Origin of the sequence: Vibrio sp. CB1-14, assembly GCF_040412085.2 — a bacterium.
GTDB classification, from domain to species: domain Bacteria; phylum Pseudomonadota; class Gammaproteobacteria; order Enterobacterales; family Vibrionaceae; genus Vibrio; species Vibrio chaetopteri.
The window spans coordinates 887721-914234 of record NZ_CP115921.1 but is presented as its reverse complement, the minus strand read 5'-3'; the positions used below and the strand labels follow the sequence as shown (position 1 = coordinate 914234).

General features: G+C 47.0%; 22 protein-coding genes. 9 read left to right on the top strand and 13 right to left on the bottom strand.

The genetic code is table 11. The features are described 5' to 3' along the window. Positions 1-158: 158 nt before the first annotated feature. The 4 genes from PG915_RS19985 to PG915_RS19970 all read right to left on the bottom strand — a co-directional run bounded on the left by PG915_RS19985 (position 159) and on the right by PG915_RS19970 (position 6463). Positions 159-3260, bottom strand: coding sequence for a beta-galactosidase (locus PG915_RS19985; RefSeq protein ID WP_353498755.1), 3102 nt, complete (start codon positions 3258-3260; stop codon positions 159-161). Positions 3261-3361: 101 nt separating this feature from the next. Continuing rightward, positions 3362-4591, bottom strand: coding sequence for an ABC transporter substrate-binding protein (locus tag PG915_RS19980; RefSeq protein WP_353498754.1), 1230 nt, complete (start codon positions 4589-4591; stop codon positions 3362-3364). A 100-nt stretch (positions 4592-4691) separates the two neighbouring features. Then, positions 4692-5543: a carbohydrate ABC transporter permease gene (locus PG915_RS19975; RefSeq protein WP_353498753.1), complete on the bottom strand. Its 852-nt coding sequence runs from the start codon at positions 5541-5543 to the stop codon at positions 4692-4694. Further along, positions 5543-6463, bottom strand: a complete 921-nt coding sequence (locus PG915_RS19970) for a carbohydrate ABC transporter permease (protein ID WP_353498752.1) — start codon at positions 6461-6463, stop codon at positions 5543-5545. The genes PG915_RS19975 and PG915_RS19970 overlap by 1 nt, the downstream gene beginning before the upstream one ends. A 328-nt stretch (positions 6464-6791) precedes the next feature. On the opposite strand from PG915_RS19970, the gene PG915_RS19965 reads away from it, so the two are divergent. From PG915_RS19965 to sigZ, 5 genes are all read left to right on the top strand, one after another. Further along, the gene (locus PG915_RS19965) at positions 6792-7880 is read left to right on the top strand and encodes an ABC transporter ATP-binding protein (RefSeq protein WP_353498751.1); all 1089 of its coding nucleotides are present in this window, start codon (positions 6792-6794) and stop codon (positions 7878-7880) included. A 138-nt stretch (positions 7881-8018) separates the two neighbouring features. Beyond that, positions 8019-9017 carry a substrate-binding domain-containing protein gene (locus PG915_RS19960; protein ID WP_353498750.1) on the top strand — a complete coding sequence of 333 codons (999 nt, stop codon included), beginning with the start codon at positions 8019-8021 and terminating at the stop codon, positions 9015-9017. A gap of 32 nt (positions 9018-9049) precedes the next feature. After that, the gene (locus PG915_RS19955) at positions 9050-11323 is read left to right on the top strand and encodes an alpha-galactosidase (RefSeq protein WP_353498749.1); all 2274 of its coding nucleotides are present in this window, start codon (positions 9050-9052) and stop codon (positions 11321-11323) included. A gap of 241 nt (positions 11324-11564) precedes the next feature. After that, positions 11565-13538, top strand: coding sequence for an excinuclease ABC subunit UvrB (gene uvrB / locus PG915_RS19950; protein ID WP_353500138.1), 1974 nt, complete (start codon positions 11565-11567; stop codon positions 13536-13538). A 199-nt stretch (positions 13539-13737) separates the two neighbouring features. Further along, on the top strand, positions 13738-14283 hold the full coding sequence (gene sigZ / locus PG915_RS19945) for an RNA polymerase sigma factor SigZ (protein WP_353500173.1): 546 nt from the start codon (positions 13738-13740) through the stop codon (positions 14281-14283). A gap of 27 nt (positions 14284-14310) precedes the next feature. Here sigZ and PG915_RS19940 read toward each other — a convergent pair whose 3' ends face one another. Beyond that, positions 14311-14631, bottom strand: a complete 321-nt coding sequence (locus PG915_RS19940) for a hypothetical protein (protein ID WP_353500137.1) — start codon at positions 14629-14631, stop codon at positions 14311-14313. Positions 14632-14685: 54 nt separating this feature from the next. Further along, complete coding sequence (locus tag PG915_RS19935) at positions 14686-15252, bottom strand: EndoU domain-containing protein (protein ID WP_353500136.1); 567 nt, start codon at positions 15250-15252, stop codon at positions 14686-14688. 216 nt (positions 15253-15468) lie between these two features. Here PG915_RS19935 and PG915_RS19930 point away from each other — a divergent pair, with 216 nt between their 5' ends. The 4 genes from PG915_RS19930 to rsgA all read left to right on the top strand — a co-directional run bounded on the left by PG915_RS19930 (position 15469) and on the right by rsgA (position 18431). Further along, the gene (locus tag PG915_RS19930; RefSeq protein WP_353500135.1) at positions 15469-15969 is read left to right on the top strand and encodes a hypothetical protein; all 501 of its coding nucleotides are present in this window, start codon (positions 15469-15471) and stop codon (positions 15967-15969) included. Beyond that, positions 15966-16577, top strand: coding sequence for an SCO family protein (locus PG915_RS19925; RefSeq protein WP_353500134.1), 612 nt, complete (start codon positions 15966-15968; stop codon positions 16575-16577). The genes PG915_RS19930 and PG915_RS19925 overlap by 4 nt, the downstream gene beginning before the upstream one ends. A 62-nt stretch (positions 16578-16639) precedes the next feature. Further along, positions 16640-17092: a copper chaperone PCu(A)C gene (locus PG915_RS19920; protein WP_042500419.1), complete on the top strand. Its 453-nt coding sequence runs from the start codon at positions 16640-16642 to the stop codon at positions 17090-17092. A gap of 283 nt (positions 17093-17375) precedes the next feature. After that, the gene (rsgA, locus tag PG915_RS19915) at positions 17376-18431 is read left to right on the top strand and encodes a ribosome small subunit-dependent GTPase A (protein ID WP_353500133.1); all 1056 of its coding nucleotides are present in this window, start codon (positions 17376-17378) and stop codon (positions 18429-18431) included. 71 nt (positions 18432-18502) lie between these two features. Here rsgA and PG915_RS19910 read toward each other — a convergent pair whose 3' ends face one another. From PG915_RS19910 to PG915_RS19880, 7 genes are all read right to left on the bottom strand, one after another. Next, complete coding sequence (locus PG915_RS19910) at positions 18503-19861, bottom strand: sensor histidine kinase (RefSeq protein WP_353500132.1); 1359 nt, start codon at positions 19859-19861, stop codon at positions 18503-18505. A gap of 55 nt (positions 19862-19916) precedes the next feature. Then, positions 19917-20741 carry a response regulator transcription factor gene (locus tag PG915_RS19905; RefSeq protein ID WP_353500131.1) on the bottom strand — a complete coding sequence of 275 codons (825 nt, stop codon included), beginning with the start codon at positions 20739-20741 and terminating at the stop codon, positions 19917-19919. Between the two features lie 65 nt (positions 20742-20806). After that, complete coding sequence (locus PG915_RS19900) at positions 20807-21502, bottom strand: spondin domain-containing protein (RefSeq protein ID WP_353500130.1); 696 nt, start codon at positions 21500-21502, stop codon at positions 20807-20809. An 8-nt stretch (positions 21503-21510) separates the two neighbouring features. Then, entirely contained in the window at positions 21511-22194 is a 684-nt protein-coding gene (locus PG915_RS19895; protein WP_353500129.1) for a spondin domain-containing protein, read from the bottom strand. A gap of 184 nt (positions 22195-22378) precedes the next feature. After that, complete coding sequence (locus PG915_RS19890) at positions 22379-22816, bottom strand: PaaI family thioesterase (RefSeq protein WP_353500128.1); 438 nt, start codon at positions 22814-22816, stop codon at positions 22379-22381. 79 nt (positions 22817-22895) lie between these two features. Beyond that, entirely contained in the window at positions 22896-25184 is a 2289-nt protein-coding gene (locus PG915_RS19885) for an acyl-CoA dehydrogenase (protein ID WP_353500127.1), read from the bottom strand. 5 nt (positions 25185-25189) lie between these two features. Then, positions 25190-25852: a TetR/AcrR family transcriptional regulator gene (locus PG915_RS19880; protein ID WP_353500126.1), complete on the bottom strand. Its 663-nt coding sequence runs from the start codon at positions 25850-25852 to the stop codon at positions 25190-25192. Positions 25853-26514: the final 662 nt, after the last annotated feature.

The following is a 26514-nucleotide window of genomic DNA, read 5'->3' as shown; positions in this document are numbered from 1 at the left end:
TTGTCTCGCTCGATCCGTGATCCAATTCGCGACTATGAAAACGTTTACACAAAGTTTTCATCAAAGTAAGTCCTAAAATACAGTGCATTAAGGCCTTGCAGCCTTGATATTAATAGTGATTACCGTGATATTATTGATAACGGTTACAAACCATCAAGTCAGGCATTAAATCTTAGTGCTACCTCATATCGATAGCGTTGCTCGCGAAGTTGATAAGCCTTGTGAACGCTTGGTGTCCAAGAGTCATCACCTCCTACGCCCATGTGGTAACCATCGATGCGCACATACAAGCAGCCATCTTTTTCAAGCTCGTTGGTGTGCTTAGCATCAGCTAAACTATGTTGGCTGAACTCGCTGACAGAAAAATGAAACTTGCCCTTCACTGTCAAACTGCCAACCTTTAACTCACGGCTATCACAGCGCAGACCATTTTCCGATGGGAAAATATAGTCAGTATGCATACTAGACAGTGGCTGTTTATAGCGACCAAAGTGCGCAGATCCAATTCGGTCAGGGTAGTTTTCATGCGGCTCACGTCCAAACCACTCCACTTGGGTGTCATCTTGTGGCTGATGGTATAGCCCGAGCTCCAACCCCACTCTTGGCATTGGTGGTAAGCCTTTGGCGAACGCAACATCCACATCCACTGTCAGTTGACCTTCGCTATCAATGTGGTAACGCCAAGTGCTGGAAATGATTGGCGCCTGAACGTTGCTGTAGAGGGCAACACAGGTGACATTGACACCACCCTCAGCCTCGTCATAGTCGAAGGAATGGCACCCACGAGTTAGGTTCGCCAAGCCTGCAGTTTGCCAGCGGGCAAACCAAGAGTTGGGGTCAAGTTTATTGGCTTCACTGGTGCCGATATCGTTGTCGATAGGCGCTCGACAAAAATTGTCTTTAATCGGCTGCGTTAGCTTCTCCACGCCGCGAACCTTACAGCTCACAAGATAGCCGGCGGCACTATCAAACTCAAAAGCGATATCATCGCTCACCACCGAGAGACGCTGCTCCGCTTTCACAACTGCTAACTGAGCGATAATTGGCGTTTGAGGCACCAAAAGCATCGGCAAGGTTTGCAATTCTATTTGCTCTATCGCAGTGACATGTCCCGCCTCTGCCCACGGCGTCTCTTCAATCAATCTGGTTTCTAGGTTGAGGTGGTACTCGGAGCCTGGCTGCTTATCGATAACATCACATAAGGTGATCTGCTGTTTCTTCCCAGGCTGAGTTGTCATGACTAACTCACCAGAATTACTCGGCGTACCATCTTGGAGCAGTTGCCAGCAAAGCATTTCATTGTCACTGGCAACAAAAAGATTCTCATTTTCTACTTCAATAGTGAGTGGCTGCTCACTAACCAGCTTAAACTGATAATATTGCTGCGCTTTTTTTACTTCAAATAAAGCGGGATGTACTGTTCTATCAGGGAATATCAAACCGTTGATACAGAACTGGCGATCGTTAATTTCATCACCAAAATCGCCACCGTACGCCCAGTAGTGACGCCCTTTATCATCCACTTTACTCAGGCCTTGATCGACCCAATCCCAAATAAAGCCGCCTTGCAATCTTGGGTGGTCGCGAAACGCTTGCCAATAGTCGACAAAGCTTCCCAAACTGTTGCCCATCGCATGGGCATATTCACATAGGATCAACGGCCGTGATTCATTTGGTAGTGCTATGGCCTTTTTGATTCCGATACGGGGAGTGACTTCTGGCTGGTGTCCAACTACAGGCAAGTCCCAGTTTACGCGTGCGTACATAGGACAAATAATATCCGTCGCCGCCGTCATCGCACCGCCGCCTTCATATTGCACTGGTCTTGACGGATCGCGCTGCTTAACCCATTGATACATCGCATAATGATTGCCGCCAATGCCTGATTCATTACCAAGCGACCACACAATCACAGACGGATGGTTTTTATCTCGTTCGACCAAATTCACCATACGTCGCATATAGGCGTTCAGCCATTCGCTGTCATCAGACAAACGGCACATTGGCACTTGACCATGGGTTTCAATGTTGGCTTCATCGACTAAATACAGCCCAAACTCATCACACAGTTGATACCACATCGGGTGATTGGGGTAATGCGCAGTTCGAACCGCATTGAAGTTGTTTTGCTTGAGGAGTTTGATGTCTTCTATCATCGCCTCACGAGTCATGACATGCCCAAGCTCTGGATGATGCTCGTGACGATTGACGCCACGAATAAGAAGCGGTTTACCGTTGACGCAGATCTGGCCATTTAAGACTTCGACATTGCGAAAACCAACCGAATAGGCTTCGCAGTCAATGAGCTGATTCTGGTCATCAATGAGTGACACCACAACGCGATACAGATGTGGCGCTTCGGCGCTCCAAGCTTTCACATCGGCTACCGACAAGCGATGAATCGCTTTGTTGTCCCACGCACCTTTTTCATCGACAAATTCGACGCCAAATGCCTGAGTTTGAGCTGCTATTTCATTACCTGCTGCATCAAATAGTGCCACGTTCACTTTAAGCGTGTCGCTTGGCGAGGATACCGTTGTCGTCACCGTTAACAGGCCATCTCGATAACCAGATTGTAAACTGGCGACAGTCTCCACATCCGCTATATGCGTTATAGATTTCGTGCGCAAAGTAACATCACGGAAGATGCCACTTAGCCACCACATATCTTGATCTTCAAGATAAGAGCCGTCAGACCATCTCAGCACCATCACAGTTAGTTGGTTGCGACCCGATATCAGATGCTGGCCAAGGTCAAACTCAGCCGGCAGTCGAGAATCTTGTGAATACCCTACCCAATGTCCGTTACACCACAGATGGAATGCACTGTTCACACCATCAAAGGTGATGGTGGTGGAGGTATTTTCTCGTGGTGAATAGTCGAAACTTTTGCGATACACCCCTGTTGGGTTCTGCTCTGGCACATAAGGAGGATTGTCGACAAATGGGTACTTCACATTGGTGTAGATTGGTTTATCAAAACCGTGTAATTGCCAGTTGCTTGGAACAGGAAGAGAGTGCCAGTCTGCATCATCAAAATCTGGTTCAATAAAGGCTTCGGACATAGCCTCTGGCGCGGTCAGCAAGGTAAACTGCCAGTGCCCATTGAGTGAGGTTTGATTGTCTGATGCTTGACCAACTCGAGCTTGCTCAATACTGCTGTAGGCATGCAAAGGCGCGTGAGCGGTGAGGACGTTGCGCTGGACAACATGTTGATTTTCCCACTCTCGTGCCGCCATCACTTGGGCAAAAGTTCTCATCTCTACTTCCTATGGTTCCATTAACAACTTCTTTGAAACAAAAAGAGCGCTCCAATGGTTTGGAAACGCTCATTGGTATCGTTATTTAAACGCTTTACAGATTAGTTCTTAAACGTGCGTTGACGTACTTTTTCAAGACGTTTTAGGATTTGATCCACACGCTCAGGTTTCACCATGAACTCTTGGAACCCTTTCATGCCTTCTTTCGCCATCGCAGGATCAGTATCGCGGTCATAGAACTGCGCCGTACCACTCGCCTCTGCCAACATTTCCACACCGATGTTTAGGAACTCATCATCCGCAGGTTTGGCTTTGCTGTTGGTTGGGATTTGCAGTAGGACATCATTTACCAGTTGCTGGATCTCTGGTTTGGCAACAAACGCTAGGAACTTACGTGCATCTTCTTTGTTCTTCGCTTTGGTTGGGATATGAATGGTATCCATTGGTGCATCTTCTGCGATAGGCACAGCAGGGTCGATGACTGGGAATTGGAAGAAGCCCATCTTGCCATCAAGTTCAGCTGGGAAGTTAGGCGCAATAAAGTTACCAATCAGGTACATAGCCGCTTCACCGTTGTACAAGAACGGCTGCGCTTCCTGCCAAGAGTATGACGCGTGGTTGTCTAGGTAGTAGCCTGGTTCCACTAGCTCAGCCCAGTTTGCAAAGGTCTTCTTCACTCGATCGTCGGTATAAGGCACTTTGCCGTCCATCAGGTCGATGTGGAAATCAAGGCCGTTAGTACGTAGGTTGATGTAGTCGAACCAGCCTGCTGCAGTCCATAGGTATTTGGTACCGATAGCAAAAGGCGCCACTTCATTCTTCTTCAGTGTCGCAGCGGCCGCTTTTAGCTCATCCCACGTTTTTGGTTCAGCGATACCATACTTCTCAAAGATGTCTTTACGGTAGTACACACCCCATTGATAGTAAGTGTAAGGCACACCGTATTGCTTACCATTCACCGTCATTGCTGGCGCTGCCGATTTAAAGTCTTGAGCCATGTTGTTGTCAGCCCAAATGTCACTTACATCTTCCAATAGTCCACGATCAACGAATGTTTTCATTCGGTTACCCGCATACCAGAACACAACATCCGGCGGAGAGGTGACCAGCCAGTTACGAATCGTCGTCTTGTACGCTTCTTTATCATACAAGTTGTACTTCACCGTAATGTCTGGGTTTTCAGCTTCAAATCGTTTCACGATTTCAGCCCACGCTTCTTTTGGTGCAGGGTCTGCTTGATCCGAGTTAATCACTAACTCGCCCGCCCAAGCGGTTGTTGAGAGGGACGCGCCAAGTATGGCGGTAGCAGCGAGGTGTTTCACAATTTTCATAGTAAGATCCTTATTGTCGAGCTTGCGCTCAGGCTCCATTGTTATCGTTATAGCTTGCTGGTCGTCGCCAACCAGCACTGATTGTGCGGCTAAATCGGGATTAACCTTTGGTTGCTCCCAACGTTAGACCAGCAATAAAGTGACGCTGCATGGTAAAGAACAGCACCACTGGAGGAATTGCAGCGACGACGGCACCAGCAGAAATAAACTGCCATGACGCCAACCACTGCCCTTTCAATGCACTCAATCCTGCCGTTACGGGGCGCACTTCATCGCTTTGCACTAAAACCAGCGCCCAAAAGTAATCATTCCAAATAAAGGTAAACACCAACACAGACAGTGCGGCTAGTGCCGGCCTGACAAGCGGCAATACTACGTGCCAGAAGATTTTCATTTCACTCACGCCTTCAACGCGCGCCGCCTCAATCAAGGCATCGGGGATGCCGACAATAAAGTTGCGCATAAACAGGGTACAAAAGCCGGCTTGGAAGGCGACGTGGAAGAAGATAAGCGCCCAATGCGTATCATAAAGACCAAAGGTAATGGTGAGATCGCGCACTGGAATCATCAGGATTTGGAACGGTACAAAGTTACCAGCAATGAACATCGCAAAGATCCAAATATTGGCCTTGAAGTTATACTTCGCGAGCGCAAATCCTGCCAACGTAGACAGCGCGACCGCGCCAGCCACTGCCGGTAACGTAATGATCAAACTGTTCAGCAAATACTGGCTCATCGGCGTTGCCGTAAACACTTGCGTGTAGTTTTCAACAAACTGAATATCACTCGGCCAGCCCCAGTAATTACCTTTGTTGATGTCTTCCATTGAACGGATCGACGTCATCATCACCGCGATTAGCGGCAGCAGCCACATCACAATCGAAATCGGCAGCGCCGCTCGATAGCTGATATTGGTAAAGCGTCCAGATTTTTCTATCGGTTGTGGGAACATTATTTTTCACTCCTTAGCATTCGCCACAAGAAGTAAGCGATGTAGATATCCATAATCAAAAACAGAACAACCGACACCGAGGCGCCATAACCCATGCGGTAGTTGAAAATTGATTCTTCGTACATTTGATAAGCGAGCACGGATGAGCTCCCCCACGGGCCACCCGCTGTCATGGTCGCCACTAGGTCAAACGAGCGAAGTGCGCCGATAACCGTAACCACGATAGCAATAAACGTCGCTGGACGAAGCTGAGGCAACACCACATACCAAAGCATGCGCAGTTTCTTGGCACCATCAAGGCGAGCGGCTTCCAACTGCTCTGGATCCAAATTATTCAAACCAGTGAGATATAAGATCATGCAATAGGAAATCTGCGGCCACAGACCGGCGGCAATGATCCCGTAGGTCACGTAATCTTCGTTGGACAAAATCGCAATGGCTTCAATATCGAAAAAGCCAAGTACGATGTTAAATAGACCAAAAGAAGGGTCATAGAACCACGCAAAGACGAGACCCACCACCACTTGAGAGATGACAAAAGGAAAGAAAAACAGTGATTTAACTACGCGAATCCCTCTTACTTGTTGATTGAGAAAGAGCGCAATAGCCAATCCAATAGGTGGTGCCAACATAAAGAACACCAACCACAAAAAGTTATTTTTAAGTGAGGTATAGAAGGCTTCTGAGTCAAAAAGCTCTCGATAGTTGTCGAGACCCACCCAAGTTTTTTCACCCAATCCATCCCATTCATAAAAGCTCAGCCAGATACTGTCCAAAATTGGATAGATGACGTAAACAGAAAAAATTAGGATCGCTGGCGCCAAAAATATCCATGGCGCGACTTGGGTATTAATACGACTTTTGCGTCGCTGTGACGGTAGCTGATTTTGTGGGTATACCGTTTTCACAGATTGTTCCATTTCAAGGTGACTCCCTACCCCACCGCAACATACTGTTAACAGTCATTAATTTCTGAAAATATCAACAATAAGTACTGTTTTAGATGGGTTTTAGTGAAAATACACTCGAATATTAGCCAACATGGTGAAATGTTGTACTGCTCAAAATTAAAACTGTAAACGTTTCCACAGTTTTCACTCAAAGTCGTTAACAATTTATGATCACGATCAACTATTCTCGGTTTGACAGCTAACAAATTGTCAATTAGCGCGTATGGTCATGGTATTCAAAAAAACTGGCATTCACGCATATTCATGCTGCCACTTGTCTGCATAACGAGGAGTTCTTATGGCTGACATCCGCTTAAACCAAGTCATCAAACGCTATGGCAAGGTACAAACCATTCACGGCGTCGATCTCGACATTAACGATGGCGAATTTGTGGTGTTTGTTGGTCCATCGGGCTGCGGCAAGTCGACATTGCTGCGCCTAGTCGCCGGTTTAGAAGAGATCAGTGACGGTGAGATCTTTATCAATGATGAAAAGGTAAACGATGTCGATCCTGCTGAACGCGGGGTGGCTATGGTGTTTCAGTCCTACGCTCTCTACCCACACATGACAGTTGAAGAGAACATGGGCTTTGGCCTTAAAATGAATAACCACCCTAAAGAGTACGTCCATAAACAGGTGCAAAATGCCGCCAAGACACTGCAACTTGAGCAGCTTCTGAAGCGCAAACCCAAAGAACTCTCTGGTGGTCAAAGGCAGCGAGTCGCGATTGGTCGTGCGATAGTACGTAATCCAAAGGTCTTTTTGTTCGATGAGCCACTTTCCAACCTCGATGCCGAGCTTCGCGTCGATATGCGTTTGCAGATCGCTAAGCTGCACCAAGACCTTGCCAACACCATGATTTACGTCACTCACGACCAAGTGGAAGCGATGACACTGGCCGATAAGATTGTGGTACTTCGTGATGGCCGAGTTGAGCAAGTGGGTAGTCCACTGGAGCTGTATCACTCACCACAAAATGAGTTTGTGGCAGGGTTTATTGGATCGCCAAAAATGAACTTCATTCCTGCTCATGTTGAGCAAGTGAACGAGCAAGATATTACTGTTAAAACCGCTAAAGGCGAGCAGTTCACATTGCCAAGAACCGCAGAGCAAGCTCCAAAAACCGGTGACGCACTTACCCTAGGCGTTAGACCAGAGCACCTTACGCTTAATCACGACAATCCAGTTAGATTCGAATTCCAAAGTGAAGTCGTCGAAAGGCTAGGCAACAGTACGTATTTGTTCGGCCAAGCTTCTGGCGTCGATGGTTTCAAAGTTCACCTTCCGGGCGATCAGGCTGTAAACAAATTTGAGCAAGTCGCCATTAGCTGCAGCTATGACGATGTGCATCTGTTTGATGTCGACGGTCAACGAGTGAATTTATAGCAAACAATGCGAGTGAGCTTTGAAAATAAAACCCGATTCAAATACTCACAACATACTGTTAAACATACAAATTGAACTCTTATATGAAACGAGTTCTAATACTCGCAATCGTAATAGTTCCAATGCAAAAGGTGCCCCATGGCAACCATAAAAGATGTCGCTAAAGAAGCAGGAGTCTCTGTCGCCACAGTGTCTCGTGTTATTAATAAATCGCCCAAAGCCAGCCAGTCTTCCATCGACTCAGTGTCTGCGGCGATGAAAAAGTTGGGCTATCGCCCCAATGCGGCAGCAAGAGCGCTGGTCAGCCAAAGTACCAATACCATCGGCGTCGTGGTTTCTGATGTGTCGGATCCGTTTTTTGGCACCTTAATCAAATCAGTGGATCAAGTCGCCAGAGAAGCGGGCAAGCACATCCTTATTGGCAATGGCTATCACAATGCAGATGACGAGCGCCACGCCTTAGAGCTGCTCATCAATAGCCGCTGCGAGGCAATTATTCTGCACGCAAAAGGGCTCAGTGATGAAGAGCTCATCAACTACGCCAAAGAAGTGAAAGGGCTGGTGATCATTAACCGCTTTATTCCACAAATCGAATCACGTTGTATTTCGCTCGACAACGAGCGCGGCGCTTATCTTGCTACGTTGCATTTAATTAAGTCCGGTCATCGCAACATTGCCTGCATTGCTTCTTCCCAAGACATTGAAGATACCCATCAGCGCATTAAGGGCTATCGAACTGCTCTGGAAGATCACGGTATTCTGCTTTCCAAAAACTACATTGAAGCAGGTGCACCAAGCAGCGATGGCGGCGAACTCGCCATGACCAATTTACTGTCTAAATCGTTAGATATTACTGCGGTGGTCACCTACAACGATTATATGGCCGCTGGAGCAATTCAAGCGCTTGAAAATAATGCCATTTCGGTACCTAAAGACATCTCTGTTATCGGTTTCGATGACGGCCTAATCGCCCGCTTTGTGCACCCACATCTCACAACCGTGCGCTACCCAATCGCAATGATGGCCGAACGTGCCGCTCGATTAGCATTACTGCTGTCTCGCGGTGAGGCCATCGAAGATGACCCGATTGTGTTCACGCCAACACTTGTCCAACGTAAATCTGTATTCGCGCGCTAGCCAAAGCGCGCCCTGCATAAATAGGTGGTTGAATGATTTCGATTAATGACCAAGGGTTAGAGTTTCACCTTCAAACCAAACGTTCTAGCTACCTGATTAAGGTCACGAGCACCGGCCACCTTGTTCATCTTCACTATGGAGATAGGCTCACCCATCGACCTCAGTTCAATGCCCTTGAGCATCTTTATCATGACAAGATGGGCTCCTCGACAGACTATGCAGACATACCTGGGCAAACTCTAAACACCTTCAGGCTCGAAGTACCTACCTTTGGCAAAGGGGATTATCGAAGCCCACTTTTGCATGTTGAATATACCGATGGCTCACGTGTCACCGATTTACTCTACCAATCACACCAACTTCTAGACAGCAAACCTTCGCTTGAAGGCTTACCGTCTGCCAGTGCAGAGCGAGATAGTCACCACCTAGTGATTACCTTAGCCGATCCCGTGACCAAACTTGAAGTGGATGTGCACTACTCAGTCTTTAGCCAATCCGACGTCATCACTCGCCATTTAGTGGTGCGAAATCATGCCAGTCGACCAGTACAACTTCTTCGCGCACTCAGTAGCTGCGTCGATTTTGCTGACGAAAGCTGGGATCTGATTCACCTGCAAGGCAAATGGATCAAAGAGGCACAAATCGCGCGCCAAAGCCTTGAAAAGGGCACTGTTCAGATAGACTCCAAAAAGGGGGTGAGCAGCGCCAATCACAACCCGTTCATTGCCCTAGCGAGAAAAGAGACCAATGAACATCTTGGTGCCTGCTACGGGTTTGGGCTCATGTACAGCGGTAACCATTTGTCGGTGGCTGAAGTCTCCCCGTACAACCAAACGCGGGTCATGACCGGCATTAATGACTTTGATTTCCGTTGGGAGCTGGAATCAGGCGAGCGTTTTACCACACCAGAGATTGCGCTCACCTACTCTGCGAGCGGCTTGAACCGCATGAGCCAGCAACTGCATCAGTTCATCAACCAGCATGTTATTTCAGAGCAGTGGCGCAATGTAGAACGTCCTATCCAAGTGAACAACTGGGAAGCAACCTACTTCGATTTCGACTACGACAAACTGGATGCCATCGCACAAAAAGCCAAGTCTATTGGTGTCGAGCTATTTGTGCTCGATGATGGCTGGTTTGGCAAACGTAATGATGACACCACCAGCCTTGGCGACTATTTTGACAACCCAAAACTTGTCGGTGGTATCGCACGCATCAGTGAGACCGTGAAAGATTATGGACTCAAATTTGGTATTTGGGTCGAGCCAGAAATGGTCTCGCCTGACAGCGAGCTATTTCGCGCCCACCCTGAATGGGCGATTACTCATCCCGAGCGCACACCATCATTAGGTCGAAATCAGCTCGTACTCGATATGGCCAACCCTGAAGTGATTGACTATTTGTTTGAGAAGCTCAGTGACGTGTTCTCCCGCGCCCGAGTCGATTACGTGAAATGGGATCACAACCGAAACTTCAGTGATAGCTACGCTCATTCCTTGTCAGCAAAGGAACAAGCTTCATTTAATCACCGCTACGTTCTGGGACTGTATGACTTACTCACGCGACTAACCAAGACCTTCCCGAACATTCTATTTGAGTCTTGCTCTAGCGGCGGCAATCGCTTTGATCTCGGCATGCTCAGCTACATGCCGCAAACCTGGACGAGTGATAACACCGATGCCATTGAGCGCTTGAACATCCAGCACGGTACCTCTCTTTGCTATCCGTTGTCGGCCATGAGCGCCCATGTAGCCGCGAAACCATCGCACCAAGTTCTGCGACGCACACCGCTTGAAACGCGCTTTAATGTCGCTGCCTTTGGAAACTTCGGCTACCAACTCGACATCACTCAACTTACCGAGCAAGAAACCCAAGCGGTGGTGGAGCAAATCGCATTCTATAAGCAGCACCGACAACTGCTTCAATTTGGCCGCTTTTACCGTCTGTCTTCCCCATTTGAAGGCAACATTACCACCTGGTTGGTGGTCAATGATGACGGCAACGAAGCCCTACTCGGCTACTACCAAAAACTGCAGCAAAGCAGTGGCGAGCTAGAAACCATCAAACTGCCTGCGCTGAACCCAGAGCTGGCATTTATCGTCCGCTCTAGAGCGCAGTATCGCGAAGAGATTGAAACCACAGATACACGTGTTAACAGCGAGCTGTATCAGCTCTATGGTGACCAACTAGCCAGTGTTGGCCTACCGCTAAACAATCAGTTTATGGGAGTAGAAATTACCGAGCATACTCGGTATATCGGTGATTTTGGGTCTCGGATTTATCATATTATGGCCGAGGGTTATTAAGCCTGGGATGCTGAACGCCAACTTCAATAGTGATCAACGCTGAATATCGGGGCAACATCTGTGTTGCCTACTCAGCGCCCCTCTGTCACCTTCTTTACCAACATTAAATATAGACCTTGCCAAATGTCAGGTTCACCAAGATGTAACTTGATGAAAGTCAGCCCGTCGCTCCCCGCAACAACTCGATAAATAACTGATCCTAACTATACTTTTGGTTGCTCACTCACAAGGAATATGTCTAATGAAAAACACATTTATTCTTCATTCTGAGTACCCACCCTCTGGTGATCAACCTGAAGCCATTGCGAGATTGATTGAAGGCGTCAATAGCGGCAAAACCCACCAAACCCTCAAAGGTGTCACTGGGTCTGGCAAGACCTTTACCATGGCGAATATCATTCATCGCCTGCAGCGCCCTACGCTAATTTTGGCTCACAACAAAACACTGGCCGCTCAGCTGTATAGCGAGATGCAACGATTCTTTCCAGAGAATGCCGTTGAGTATTTTGTTTCTTATTACGATTATTTTCAGCCAGAGGTCTACATCCCTGGCAGCGACCGTTTTATCCGTAAAGATTCAGCCATAAATGAACAACTAGAACGATTACGTTTATCCACTACGAAATCTCTGATTGAAAGGCGTGATGTAGTGGTTGTCGCGTCGGTGTCATCTGTTTATGGATTAGGGGATCCGCAGGCGTATCGTGATTTACAAATCCCTTTAGCGGTTGGAGCTCAGTTAAATCTAGATGACCTGTTGAACCGTCTAGCGCGCTTACAGTACACACCTACTCAGCCAAAACTTTCACGCGCGGGCTATAGGGTGCAAAACAATACCATCGATATCTTTCCCGCAGACTCTGAGAAAGATGGCATTCGTGTAGATCTAAACAAAGGGACGATTCATCGTCTGAGCTGGATAGATCCAGCGACAGGAGACGTGCTAGCACCTTGTAGCGAATACAAAGTGTCACCAAAAACCCTCTACGCCTCTTCTGCAGAGAAGGTACGTGAAGCTAGCGAGCAAGTTAGACTTGAAATGGAGAGCAGAGTTGCAGAACTCAGTGCAGAAAATAGAGTGACCGAAGCCGCTAGGTTGTATGAGCGCTGCATGCACGATATTGAAATGATGCGGCAATTAGGCTACTGCGGAGGGATTGAAAACTACGCCTGCTATCTGAATGATAGAGATCCCGCTTTGCCACCAACCACTCTCATGGATTATTTACCTAAAGACGGTCTCGTCTTTATTGATGAATCCCACGTGATGGTGCCTCAGATTAGCGCGATGTCAAAATCAGACCGCAGCCGCAAAGACACCTTAATTGACTATGGATTCCGTTTACCCTCAGCACTCAATAATCGCCCGCTAACCTTTAGCGAGTTTGAAAAAGTAAAACCTCAAACCATCTTCGTGTCAGCGACACCAGGGAAGTATGAAGTTAAACGTTCAAATGAAGTCGTTATCGAGCAAATTATCCGCCCAACAGGGTTATTAGACCCTGAAGTTGAAGTTCGCCCTTCGGCAAGCTGCATGGAGGATTTGTTAAAAGAGATACGTATTCGCTCAGCACAAAACGAACGGACGCTTGTGACAACATTAACCAAGCGCAGCGCCGAAACACTGAATGATTTCTTTAATGAGCAAGGTATTCGGGCTCGCTATCTGCATTCTGACGTCAAAACTTCCGATAGAGTGGAGATCATTAATGCTCTCAGAGCCGGTGAATTTGATGTGTTAATCGGTATCAACCTACTACGTGAGGGATTAGATATTCCAGAGGCTTCGTTGGTTGCTATTTTGGATGCTGACCATGCAGGCTTCTTACGTTCTGTAGAAGCTCTAATTCAAATCATTGGCCGAGCTGCACGCAACGTCAATGGCAAAGCCATTCTTTACGCAGACAAGGTCACTCCAGCAATGAAGCAAGCAATAGATGAATCATTGCAGCGACGTACGCGGCAACAGGCCTACAATCAAACCAACAACGTGATTCCTATGAGTTCGCGTAGAAAGATTGCGTCAGCGGTAGAAACCGCGAGACAAAAAGCCCATCACCATGTGGGGTTTTGTGATGATCTTAAGAGCTTGTGTCAGCAAATCACTCAAAGGGAAAAAGCTCTGTTCGAAGCCGTAGACACTAATGATGACCAAAAAATTCAACAAATTCGCGCGGAGCTAGACAGCCTTTATCGGCAGTTCATCTTTATGTAGTGGTGGTGTCACTGACAAGACGTTCACGCAATTTAAAGAGATGTCGTCTTTTTGAATTCTTGATCGTCTTACTAAGGGTCGAAGAAAACTGTCGGTCACTTTGAGCAACAAAGAGGTTAAACTGAGTAGCTCTAATCACTGGCTAACAAACACTCTTACTAACACAGTTAAGCTGAACACTATGAGGTATATGAGACAAATGAAACTTGAGCCAATCTGGTTAGCCTATCAATCCAGCCTAAAGGCGTTTCTACATAGTAAAATCGCTAACCCGGCGGATGTTGAAGATCTACTTCAAGAGATTTTGATTAAAACTCACAATGGCTTTCAAGCGGTGACCGACGAGAGCAAAATCAAACCCTGGCTGTTCCAGATTGCCAACAATACCATTATCGACTTTTACCGAAAAAACAGTAAAAGGCAGGAAGTGACATCGGATGATTTGTGGCACCAGGAACAAGATGAAGCGCAGCTTATCAGCGAGCTCTCCCACTGTCTGCTGCCATTTATCAAGCAGCTACCAGAGCAAGATGCCGAGCTACTCATCGCAATAGAAATCGACGCAGTGTCGCAAAAAGATTACGCAATGAACAAAGGCATCAATTACTCCACGCTCAAGTCGCGAGTGAAGCAAAGCCGTAAAAAACTATTGGATGTATTTCATAGCTGCTGTGACTTTTCCGTTGATTTTCAGGGGAATCTTATGGAATACGCGCCTAAGTCCGGCAGTTGTCATCGCTGCTGATCGTCATAGGTTAACCCTTTGGCGCGGCTAACCTTGCTCTATCCAAACTAACCAGGCTTCAAGGCCTGTTAACACGACCGGGTAGCTCACGCACACCTCAGCTTCATCGCCACCGGAATAGATGCCTTGCAGATAAAACCCTTCCTGCGCACACCAAAACTCATAGCCATTACCACCACCGTCGTAGCTGTCACGCTCACCAGAGAGGTAATCACGAATACCCTGACGGATCTCTTTACCAATTAGCGCTGAGTATTGGATATCGGAAGCAAAAAAGTCCTTCAAGGTGCAATGAGATGGGTTGGCCTCATCAAAATCAGGCCATTGAAACGCTTCGTGTTTTGTCATGATTCTCTATACACCTTTAAAGGTTCAACGCTTACCCGACTTCCATCTTTGCCACTAAGGTTGGTAAATAGGAAAGCCCGTGTTTATCTTACTATTGTCATCGTAAAGCAGCGCACTGGCAACTTGGAACGGCTTGCCATCGTTGCCGTTGCAATAGCCATCGGTCACATCGGTAGCGGGGGCACTCATGCCACACTGTGCCCAACTTGGGTTACTGCAATTGCCGGTTGACGTGGTATTGGAGTACACAATGCTGGCGGTAATTTGGTCTGCACTGCAATGCTCTGGAAACATAGAGCTAAACGACTTAGTGTACACCTTGCCGTTAAACTCTAGCTTAATCTGCCTTAGAGTAAACACGCCTGCTGTGTTGGGTGCATCAGTAGGTTGTGCCGACTGAAAGTTACTCGGTTTCACGCCCTTGGGAAAGGCATGAAATCCTTTCGCGCGGTCGTTTTTCGACGGTTCTCCGCAAAATACATGGTGCAAATTCACTTGTTTGCCATCAATGGTTGGGCTCCATTCATCCAATGTGTTGCAATTGATAGCAAAGGCTTGGCTGGACAGGGCTGAGCCACACAATACATAAAGTGACAAAGCCCATTTTGAAGTCATTTTCATGTTAATAGTTCCTGTTCTAGCCTGACGATATGTTGTACTAATCAGTTTGGACTCTAGACACGCTTGAAGGAACACGCGAGTAAAGCACGGCTAAAGTAGGGTAAGTTGTGACTCAAAGATAATCTTGATGTAAATGACAAATTTCAAAATTTCAGCTTCCTTCAAACACACAGACCCATTTACGTCTCGCTAAGTCATTTAACAAGCAGCAAAAATTTGGACTACCGCACAGATGCCGATATGGAATATGTTAGGATGCGGTTACCAATTCTTCTATGGGTTAACATCACCTTGAACAGCAAATTAAAAATTCTCCTTGTTGCGGCAGCGCTAGGCGCTGGCTTTTATTTGCCATCGGCGTTTAAACAAGCGCCAAACACAGAGATAGATTTGACTGACTATTGCATGCTATCTGACGAAGTTTGCGAGCAGCAAGGCGTGAAAGTTAAGCTCGATACGCGCCGTGTCACGCCGCTGACGCCGATTAAGGTCGATGTATTTTGGCCAAATGCCAATACGGAGTTTTTAACCGTTTCTCTGGAAGGCAAGGAGATGGACATGGGCGTCGCCAAGTATCAGCTTGAGATGATCAAACCCGACGTCTATCAAGGTGAAATTATCTTACCAGTTTGTGCCGAGCAACGTATGACTTGGTATGGTAAGGTTTCTGATGGTGAGACCGACATTAAAGCAGCCTTGAGGATGAGTGCTCGATGAACAAAAAATGGATAGGACTTCTAGCGGTTGCGTTTGGCCTTGGCATAGGCAGCAACCTCTATCTCAACAACCAACAACAAAAACAACAGCAGGCCGAAGAGCTTGCCAAACTGCAAGCGGTCTCCGAATCGGTACTGTATGGCGAGAATGGGCAAGCTGTAGCGATTTTTGATCAAGCTGACCCTCGCACCCGTGTGGTCTACTTTGGGTTTACCCGCTGCCCCGATGTCTGCCCAACCTCATTGGCGATGCTAGCTGGCGCGCTAAACCAGATCGACGATGAAACCAAAGCCACACTAAGACCTATGTTTGTTTCCCTCGACCCTGAGCGCGATGCCGCAGAAGCCTCTGCCGAGTACGCCCACTACTTTCACCCAATGATTGAAGGCTTATCTGCGCCGCTGGAAGTCACCAAACCGCTTGCTCACAAGTATGGCGTTATCTTCCGTAAGGCAGAACTTGAGGACTCCAAGCTTGGCTATACCCTCGACCACAGTTCGTATTTCTATTTCCTAAGCCCGGACGGCACGCTTATTGAAAAAGTGCCGCACACGCTCAATCCTGCTCCGATTATTGAGGCGATTCATCGCGTTAATAAGCAAGGATAAGCAACACTATACTTTATAAACGATGCACTTATAACGATGCACCTTTAACAATGGAATGAACCATGAAGCTCAACAAACTCCTTCTATCTGCAATCGCCCTAGCGCCTCTTTCGATGGCACACGCCGCTATCGATGTGAATGATGTGTACGCTCGCGCAACACCACCAAATGCAACAACCAGCGCGGTATTCGGCACCATTGAAAATACCGGCAATGAAGTTCGTACTATCGTTAGCGCAAGCTCACAAGCGTCAAGCGTGGTTGAACTGCACGATGTTATCAAAGAAGGTGATGTCATGAAGATGCGTCAAGTGAACACCATCGACATTCCAGCCAATGGTAAAACCATCCTTAAGCCTGGCAGCCTGCATGTGATGCTATTGGATGTAAAAGCGCCTATGAAAGAAGGGGACACCATTAACGTTGAGCTAAACTTTGCCAATGGTGAAGTGAAAGTCCTGACCGTGCCAGTGAAAAAAGTCATGTCGGGTATGAAGCATCATAAACATCACTAATCTCAATGCTCTATATCGCAGCGCTGTACAATCAGCGCTGCGCTGCTATTATTAGCCTGTTTTCACTCACTACATTGGAGGATTTTCATGATTGTTATTCATACCCACCCGGTAAAGTTGGCTAAAACTAACGGTTGAGCGAAGCACAACAACAGATACTGTTTCCTAACCCCTCCCCTTCTTTACCCGGTGTTCATAACCGGGGTCTTGTGCAACCTGCACACACTTACATCGGTAAGTACCTGACCCTTATAAAAATAAGACCAAATTTTAGGTACTAACAATGCATTCTATTTTTACCCATCCAATCGCGATCAACGAACTTGGCTGGAAAACCTATTTTCAACAACAGCTCACGCTAGAAGAGTATGACGGCATTATTTTCGGCCGAGTGATTGCTCATCATCGCAGCGGTTATATCGTTTGTACTGAGCAACAAGAGTTTCACCTTGAACACCACATTAGCTACCCAGCGATGACGGTGGGAGACTGGCTACTCCTTGACGAGCAACAGGGGTTTGTTCGCTTGCTGGAGCGAAAGTCACTGTTCAGCCGCAAGGCGCCGGGCTCAAAAATCGAAGAGCAGTACATTGCTGCGAACGTCGATACGGTGTTCATCGTCTGCTCGCTCAACTTTGACTTTAATCTTAGTCGCATCGAGCGCTACCTAACGTTAGTGAATGAAGCCAAAGCAGAAGCGGTTATCGTACTCACCAAAGCCGACTTGTGTGACGATGTCGAAGACAAGCGCCAGCAAGTGCAATCCCTTGACCCATTTTTGATGATAGAAACGGTTAATTCGCTTGATGTGGAGTCGCTACAAGGACTGCAATCATGGTGCGGAACAGGGCAAACCGTGGCGTTTATGGGATCATCAGGGGTCGGTAAATCGACATTGGTGAATACACTGATGCAAACGCAAACTCTGACGACAGGCGGCATTCGTGAAGACGACAGTAAAGGTCGCCACACCACAACGTCTCGCTCAATGCACAAGATGCCAAAGGGTGGATTGCTGCTAGATACACCGGGAATGCGCGAAATTCAGCTCACGGCCAGTGAAGAAGGCCTAGCCGAAACCTTTAGTGATGTTGAAGCGCTGATAAACCAATGCCGCTTTAGTGATTGTCAGCACACCAACGAGCCAGGCTGCGCAGTGCGCAAAGCATTGGAAGCCGGTGATCTTGATGAGAGACGAATGGAGAACTACTTCAAACTGCAGCGCGAGCAAGCGAGAAACAGTGCATCACTTGCGGAAAAACGCAGCAAATCCAAAGAGTTTGGTAAGTTCATCAAGTCGGTGCAGTCTGAAAGTCGCCATCGTAAAAAAGGCTACTAACGGATTAGACATTAAGCCCAAACAAACACGGCTCCGAGTACGCTCGGAGCCTTTTTACATCACTCTTAGGTTTACAGCACTCTTAGCGCAAATCGCTGCTGATACAAAGTATCCGTAGCACTGGTTTCTAAGTAGCTGTGATGCAACATTAAAATCGATTGAACGATCCTCGTTCCTATCCCCAATGACCCGCTCGGCGCGCTGGCTTCTACTCTATTAATAAACACAAACTGAATGCTTTGGCCATCTGGCGAAGTATGGGCTTGGCAATCAACGCTGGCACCGGATGGACTGTGACGCAACGCATTCTCTAGCAAGTTAAGCACCAATCGCTCCAGCAGTCCTTTATCCCCTATGGTTTTAATATCTTTATCCACCTCGACATTGAGTGTTATCTGCCGTCTTTGAAATTGACTTAACATTGTTTCGGCACACTCTGTCACCAAAGAACTGAGTTCAACAGGCTGATACTCATAACTGGGTAAATGAGAATCCGCTTTAGCGGTTTCGAGCAGTGAATAGAGCTGCTCCGACAGCTTACCGCAATTGCGATACGCCACTTCAATCAAGGGGTCAGAACCCGGGTGTTGCAATTTCCAGGTTTCCAAATACCCCAGAACGCTAGAGAGTGGCGTTTTTAAATCATGGCTGAGCTGCACGAGTGTGTCACGGCGACTACTTGCTTGGTATTCAAGTTGAAGAAACTGCTGCTGAATCTGCTTGGCCATTTTCTGATACGAATGCGCGATCGGCACTAACTCGGGTACCTGTTTGGTAAAATCCGGCTTTAAGCGAAAGTCTTGTTCGGCCTGCTGCTCCAAGTTCATGGTCACTTTTTCAATAGGGGTGAGCAGGCTGCGTTTCACTAACCAATAAGCGCCTATCGCAAACCCAAGAATCGACAGCAGCGTCAACCCCGTTAAGGCGATGTAGGGCGTATCCACTTGTGCTTTGGCAATCGCTGAATGCTTGGTGCTGCCAATGACCACATACAAGTAACCGATGGTAGAGCCAAACTCCTCTATCGCGGCGACTGAGAATACCGTGTCTTCCCCTGGATGACGTGGGTCTTGCCCGAGGATCGGAAACGGTTGATTTGACAAAAAACGCCGTATCCTACCCATGATCTCAGCCCCTTCTGGCGCTGCATGAGTGGTAATATTCCCTTGGGCATCAAGAAAATAGATCTCAAAATCAGGGCCGATGAGCATTAAGGTATGAAATATTGATTTCAGCGCTTTGGGGTTGTATTCGGTGCCAATCATCAGTGGATTGTCATCGCGCATATGTACCGCTAAGTCTTTATGCAGACTTTGGGTCGTACGGTACTCAATGGTTTGTCGCTGCCAATGATACGTCACGGCAATGATCACCGTCATAAGGCAGAACCAGAGACTGGTAAAAATCACTAAGCGCATTTTGAAACTCATACCACCTCCTTTTAGACTTCGCTTCCATCACATCAAACTCATCACATCCAATCCGTCACACGCGAATCGATTGAAACTTATAACCAACGCCCCACACCGTCTGAACAAAGCTTTGTTGGTTACTTGGTTGTGAATTATCGGAAGCCTCAGTGTCGGCGCTCATCTGGGTAGAATCGGGCACCGTCAGCTTAGTGCGCAGCCTGTTGATGGTGCTACACACTGTATGGTGATAACCGGTGTGGTTGGTGTGCCAAACATGCTCTAGCAGTTCATCCTTGCTATAGACCCTGCCAGGTCTTGAGGCCAAAAAGTGCAGCAATGTAAATTCAGTGGCGGTAAGTGCAATGGCTTTACCATGCAATGATACCGTGTGCTGCTCTGGGCTAATTGTTAGCGGTCCAAATACTAGCTCGTTATTTTCGCTCTCTTGCGCTGAGGAGCCAGGTCTTGTTTGGCGACGTAGAATATTCCGAACTCTAGCCTGAAACTCTAAGACGCTAAAAGGCTTGGTAATGTAGTCGTCGACACCCGCTTCCAAACCGTCGACTTTATCCATTTCACTGTCGCGTGCAGTCAACATAAGCACTGGCGTCCAATCTTCTACCCGTCGCAGCGAGTGGCATACATCGATGCCGTCACCATCCGGCAGACCTCTATCGAGAATCACAAGATCAAAAGGCTGGACGCTGCAGTGTTGGCGCGCTTCCCCACACAAACTCACTCTCGTGACCTGATGCCCCTGAAACTTAAGATGCATCTGAACTAGGTCAGCGAGATCATCGTCGTCTTCTACCAATAATATATTGGCGGCTTTATACGCCGCAGTGGAGGCTTGGGGCGCACTTGCAGAAAACGAACTGCGGTTTGGTTGACTTGCCATATCACGATACCTGCTCCAATTCCGTAGACCTAGCACATGACCGGAGCAGGTAGTAATAACTTTCATTATTCGATTCGTGTAATGGTAATTCTTGCCCCAGGGTTTAAGAACCTGTGATTCGCAGACAATGCAGATGTTGCTAACCCATCGTCTTTACTCACAATTCCCGGATGAAAAGTGACTTTGTCGTCATCATTCCGATTGGCGTTAAAGCCTTCGCCACCACCAGCAGGTCCAGGTATGGTTGCCGCCAGTTCATCATTCCCTTCGGTTCCTGAATCCCAGACATTCATGTCCATGACAAAGGTTTCGCCAGATGCGAGGCTACCAATGGACAATCCAGTTTCACCGACAAACGCATCATTCGTGTTCACAAACATAGACGCAACCGACAGATACTTAGCTTGCTCTGGTGACAAGGTCAAGGTGATGGAGTCACTCGCACCAGGCATGATGAGCCCTTTCCCTGATGTGCTGGTGTAAACATTATCGTCACTGCCACTTAACGCAAGCAACTGAGCATTGCTGCCACCTTCAGCCAAATGTTCTAGCTCAACAGATACGCTCTGCCCTACCTCAAACATGCTAAAGCCACTATTGTGAGCAAGTATCGCAAGTGGGCTCAATGGCTGATTCGCCGACAAATTTTGAACGCTCACCGTATAACGGTAGTTTTGAGTCGCTGGGCTGTCATCATCGTTGTGACCGCACCCTGCAATCACCGCAACAGCGCTGGCCAATAGTAAAATTCGTGTCTTCATGTGACCTCCTATTTCACTACAACAGTGATCGTTGCAACAGGGTTTAACCAGCGGTGACTGGTATTGTCTAGGTCACTAATACCACCAGCGGGATCACTATCGCCCAAATTACCTGGATGAACATGAACGGTGGTATTGGTTACTGTGGTTTCAACACCGCTACCGCCAGCACCAAAGGTAAGGAAAGGTGGATTAGGCATGCTTCCAGCAAGCTCGTCATTGGCTTCGGTGCCCGCATCATAGCCGCGCAGCGTCGCTTTGTAGGTGCCTGGTTCAGTTGGAATTTTCCAGCTATCTAGGCCAACAAAGCCGTCATTAGTTGGCAGTAACATCGCACTTAGAGAGAGGTAGCCAAAGCTTCCGCTATCCATTGAAAAGGTCGTCGCAACACCTGGGTTTAAAATGCCAGTCGCTGGATTTTCGACCACTACTCCGCCGGCGTTACCGATCACGCTAGCCAACGCAGAGATATCCCCGCCTTCAGCCATCGCCTCTAACTCGGCAGAGGCTGCTTGTCCGGTGCGAAACATCACCAAATCTGAATTGTGTGCAGCAACGATGAGCGGCGTGAAGTAGATGCCCTTAGTAGCATTAGTGATGGTGATTTCAAGCTCAGCGGCATTGACGGAGCCGGCTCCGAGAAGTAGTGATGCAGACGTTATAGCAAGTCCAAGTTGAGTACGTTTTTTCATTGTGATTCCATCCTTTAACTGTCCCTAAGGACACCATTTATTAAACGCACAATGCACAAGTTAAGGTTGTTGCGCGTTTCCATGTGTTAAAGCATGCAGGTTAAGGTTTGCAGCAGCCTCACCGATTTCTCACAAATTTCTCTCAATTGGCTCTGAAAATTCTTCCCTTAATAAATTCAAACCCTTAAGACTGATAGCCCGGTACATCTAGTAGCAACATTTTACTGCGAACAAACAACCCATTGCCTCGCCCGATCTCGCGATCTTCACCATCATAGGCAACCGACTCAACAATAAACTGGCTGCTGTTGATATTGACCACTTTGCCTACCGCTTTCATACGCCCCTTGGAAACAGGCCGAGTGATATAGGTAGTAAAAGAGGTCGTCAGAACAAAATACTCTTTCTCTAGACTTGCAGCAGCAAAAAAGGCGGCATCATCGAGCATTTTAAAGTAGACCGAACCGTGCACCGCACCTGCCGTGTGAAAGTATTTTTTATGTAGCTCAATTTCAATATCTGCCTGAGCTTCCTGAACTTTAATTCGAGGTAAATAGAATTCGTTAATTGGCGCTGCTAAGTACATGCTTTCTAGCGCTTGATAGTGCTGGAGATTTTCCATGATGTTCCTAGTTGAGACTTAATCGTTTGTTATCGTTATACAAAAAAGCCTGCCTACCGAAGTAGACAGGCTTTTAATGCTAGCTTGCGTTGGCGAGCGCCTTTTGTTTTTGAGGATCACCATTCGTTAGCGTGGTCTTCATATCATGGCTGAAATGGTCAACCTGAATCGCTCGGTAACGAAGCGCATCCGCCTCTAGAATTTTATCGACTTCCTCTTGGCTCAAGATATTTTCTTTCAGTGCTTGTGCCAAACGGTCAGCTAATAGTCCTTTGCGAGCAACCTTGCCTGCTTTAACGCCTGCAAGAAGCTTCTTCTCTAAATCTCGCACACCATACATGGCAACAAAAGCGCGATCCATCAGTCCAACATTGTCATCTTCAGCAGCTCCGACATAGCACAGATGCGTCAAGCGATCGCGCATTTCACCAGGTACCATCAGCTTGTTTGCGATGCGCAAAGTGACATCATCGCTTGGTAATTTGAAATGGTTACCAATTGGGAATAGCAGTGTTTTTAATGTTTTACCTGCGAATCCGCTTGGAAAGTTGCGGTAAGCTTCATTCAATGACTTCGCCGCATGGTGGAAACAGTAATCGACTGCATAATCAACAAAGTCACGTTCTTCTGCTCGGCTGCCCTCATCTTGGTATTTCTTCAATACTGCTGATGCCAAATAGAGGTATGCAAGACCATCACCGAGTCGCGCAGAAATCAGCTCTTTGCGTTTCAGCTCACCACCCAGCGTTAACATGGCAAAGTCAGCACTCACCGCAAGAGCCTTGCTCAAGCGCTTCAAATTTTTATAGTGACGAGCTGTTTCACCACTTACCGGCGACGAGGTTAGCGCAGAGCCTGTCAATGCAGCAAACAAGCCGCCAATAGAATTTTTTGTCGCGTGACCGATATGTTTAAACAACAAGTTATCAAACGCCTCAAGACCCGCTTGATGATCTGGGTTGGCCGCCGCTTCCATTTCTTGGAACACGTATGGATGGCAACGCGTGGCACCCTGACCAAAAATCATAAGGTTACGCGTTAGAATGTTCGCACCTTCCACCGTGATAGCAACCGGCACACCCAAATAGGCCGAAGACAAGTAGTTCATTGGCCCACATTGGATAGCACGCCCTGCGTGGATATCCATCGAGTCATTCAAGATGGTGCGTGAGATTTCTGTCATGTGATATTTGGCAATGGCGGTGACAATACCCGGTTTTTGCCCCATATCAAGCGACGTCGTTGTTAGGGTGCGGCTCGCTTCCAGCAAGTAGTTCAAACCGCCAATACGACCTAACGCTTCAGCCACCCCTTCAAATTTACCAATCGACATACCAAACTGCTTACGAACATAGGCGTACGCACCGGTTGTTCTCGCCGTCAAATGGCCAATAGCGGTGCCTAGTGCCGGCAGTGATATACCGCGCCCTGCTGATAGACATTCCACCAACATACGCCAGCCCTTACCCGCATAGTTAGCGCCGCCAATGAGCCAGTCCATCGGGATGAACACATCCTGACCTTGGATCGTGCCATTCATGAAGGCCAAATGAAGGGGGTCATGTCTTTCGCCTATCACCACACCAGGGTGATCGGTTGGAATCAATGCACACGTAATGCCGACGTTCTTGTTATCGCCAAGTAAACCGTCAGGATCTAGCATCTTAAACGCCAGTCCCATTACGGTCGCTATGGGCGCTAAGGTGATATAACGTTTGTTCCAATTAAGTCGGATACCTAACACTTCCTCACCTTGGTGTTCGCCATAACAAACAACGCCGGTATCCGGTATACCACCCGCATCAGAACCTGCTTCAGGCCCCGTGAGGGCAAAACATGGTGTGTCTGTACCATCAGCGAGTCGAGGCAACCAATAGTCTTTTTGTGCTTGAGTACCATAGTGTGAAAGCAGTTCGCCTGGGCCTAAGGAGTTAGGCACCATGACCGTAATCGCCGCGCTCATGCTACGAGTCGCGATTTTGGACACTATCGTTGAATTGGCCAGCGCAGAGAAAGCGCGCCCGCCGTATTCCTTGGAGATGATAAGGGAGAAGAAGCGCTCTTTCTTCAGATACTCCCAGACTTCTGGTGGCAAATCGCGATCTTCTTTGACGGCTTTGTGATCATCGAGCATCGACAACAACGTTTCGAGCTGATTTTCTATAAAGTTCTGTTCTTCCGCGGTCAGCGTCGGCTTGGGATAATTGTGAAGAGTATTAAAATCTGGATTACCAGAAAACAATTCGCCATCCCACCATACTCCGCCCGCTTCCATGGCCTCACGTTCAGTGGCAGACAGAGGTGGCAGCACTTTCTTAAACAGATTAAATGCTGGCTGGCTGATCAACTTCTTTGTAATGACACTCATATCCATTAATCCTTTTGTTGAGTTTCGCAATTATCTTGCTTGTTGTCGGTTTCTAAGCCAGCCGAAATGTAGGGTATGGCTTGCTCGATAATATTTAATAAGTCACTGTCTCGATCGAACTGGCTTGCAGCGATCTCGTTTAATGCCTTAGATGACACAGTGGCAAACACGAACGCCCCAAGGGCAAAATGCAATCGCCAAAACAAAGGCTCTTCATCAATACTTGGGTTAGCTGTGAGCATAGATAGTTTGAATAGCTCTAAAGTTTTCCCGTAATGATTAACAATGAACCATCGCAAATGTCCTTGAACATCGCTATAACCGCTAGCAATGAGCAATAAAAAGCTGGCCATGCCATTTGGGTGTAACTTATTTAAACCCAATAGCGGCGACTTTATTGTGTTCAACACATCCTCAACGCTATAGCTTGCTCTGAGGTTCAATTGTTCTAATTGCCCATGCACTTGTGGCATTAAATGAACGAGGTAGTCATCCAAAATCGCCTGTACTAAAGAGTTTTTATCTCCAAAGTGATAATTGACGGCAGCTAGATTCACATCGGCTCTTTGAGTGATATCTCGTAGCGATGTATTGTTATAACCTCGCTCTATAAATAGAGTCTGAGCAATATTAAATATCTTTTCTTTTGTTCCAGATTTTACTTTCATAATTTAAAACGCCCGTATCAAACGCTCGTTTAATATATCCAGCAAAATTTAATCCAACAAGTGATTAACATCAACTTTTTAAAATTAACATCCATTGCAGAGAGCATATACATCTAAGCTCATGAAAGTAGTAGGGAAATTTTTTAGGTTAATTTCAAAGCCAAAAGAAATTGCAATAAAATACTTAAAATACAGAAAGTTAACAATAAACCACCACAACAAAAACATGAATCACCAGCAAAGCATTCACACAAGGAATGCAACCCCGGATCCAACAGCAATCAAAGAATCGAATAGTTAATCCAGCATAAATAAAGCAAGTCGAATACATTGACTGCCTTTTACTACAGGTGAACGGCTGTATTTTTGTGATCTACATTTCAATTTTGGCAATTAATAGCCGTCTAGCAAAATCAAAATTCAAACACAATTTAAATAACAACAAGTCATTAACAGTAATTAAATTGGGCACTTATGCAATCAAACTCAAAGGACAATTAAACACTGAGCATTATTTTTAGAGCTGATCACCTATAAATTATGCCTTTTGAGGCTAGTGACAAAGGGTTAAGCATTCTTCATCATATCCGCATTCAAACACGCGTTTGAATTCCATGACTTAAATCAAAAAGCGAACAGGTAACTCGATATTAGAGACACGT

Excerpts from the sequence above, each read along its gene's own strand:
- PG915_RS19985 (WP_353498755.1), bottom strand. The coding sequence starts at position 3,260 with ATGAGAACTTTTGCCCAAGTGATGGCGGCACGAGAGTGGGAAAATCAA.
- PG915_RS19980 (WP_353498754.1), bottom strand. The coding sequence starts at position 4,591 with ATGAAAATTGTGAAACACCTCGCTGCTACCGCCATACTTGGCGCGTCC.
- PG915_RS19975 (WP_353498753.1), bottom strand. The coding sequence starts at position 5,543 with ATGTTCCCACAACCGATAGAAAAATCTGGACGCTTTACCAATATCAGC.
- PG915_RS19970 (WP_353498752.1), bottom strand. The coding sequence starts at position 6,463 with ATGGAACAATCTGTGAAAACGGTATACCCACAAAATCAGCTACCGTCA.
- PG915_RS19965 (WP_353498751.1), top strand. The coding sequence starts at position 6,792 with ATGGCTGACATCCGCTTAAACCAAGTCATCAAACGCTATGGCAAGGTA.
- PG915_RS19960 (WP_353498750.1), top strand. The coding sequence starts at position 8,019 with ATGGCAACCATAAAAGATGTCGCTAAAGAAGCAGGAGTCTCTGTCGCC.
- PG915_RS19955 (WP_353498749.1), top strand. The coding sequence starts at position 9,050 with ATGATTTCGATTAATGACCAAGGGTTAGAGTTTCACCTTCAAACCAAA.
- uvrB (WP_353500138.1), top strand. The coding sequence starts at position 11,565 with ATGAAAAACACATTTATTCTTCATTCTGAGTACCCACCCTCTGGTGAT.
- sigZ (WP_353500173.1), top strand. The coding sequence starts at position 13,738 with ATGAAACTTGAGCCAATCTGGTTAGCCTATCAATCCAGCCTAAAGGCG.
- PG915_RS19940 (WP_353500137.1), bottom strand. The coding sequence starts at position 14,631 with ATGACAAAACACGAAGCGTTTCAATGGCCTGATTTTGATGAGGCCAAC.
- PG915_RS19935 (WP_353500136.1), bottom strand. The coding sequence starts at position 15,252 with ATGAAAATGACTTCAAAATGGGCTTTGTCACTTTATGTATTGTGTGGC.
- PG915_RS19925 (WP_353500134.1), top strand. The coding sequence starts at position 15,966 with ATGAACAAAAAATGGATAGGACTTCTAGCGGTTGCGTTTGGCCTTGGC.
- PG915_RS19920 (WP_042500419.1), top strand. The coding sequence starts at position 16,640 with ATGAAGCTCAACAAACTCCTTCTATCTGCAATCGCCCTAGCGCCTCTT.
- rsgA (WP_353500133.1), top strand. The coding sequence starts at position 17,376 with ATGCATTCTATTTTTACCCATCCAATCGCGATCAACGAACTTGGCTGG.
- PG915_RS19910 (WP_353500132.1), bottom strand. The coding sequence starts at position 19,861 with ATGAGTTTCAAAATGCGCTTAGTGATTTTTACCAGTCTCTGGTTCTGC.
- PG915_RS19905 (WP_353500131.1), bottom strand. The coding sequence starts at position 20,741 with ATGGCAAGTCAACCAAACCGCAGTTCGTTTTCTGCAAGTGCGCCCCAA.
- PG915_RS19900 (WP_353500130.1), bottom strand. The coding sequence starts at position 21,502 with ATGAAGACACGAATTTTACTATTGGCCAGCGCTGTTGCGGTGATTGCA.
- PG915_RS19895 (WP_353500129.1), bottom strand. The coding sequence starts at position 22,194 with ATGAAAAAACGTACTCAACTTGGACTTGCTATAACGTCTGCATCACTA.
- PG915_RS19890 (WP_353500128.1), bottom strand. The coding sequence starts at position 22,816 with ATGGAAAATCTCCAGCACTATCAAGCGCTAGAAAGCATGTACTTAGCA.
- PG915_RS19885 (WP_353500127.1), bottom strand. The coding sequence starts at position 25,184 with ATGAGTGTCATTACAAAGAAGTTGATCAGCCAGCCAGCATTTAATCTG.
- PG915_RS19880 (WP_353500126.1), bottom strand. The coding sequence starts at position 25,852 with ATGAAAGTAAAATCTGGAACAAAAGAAAAGATATTTAATATTGCTCAG.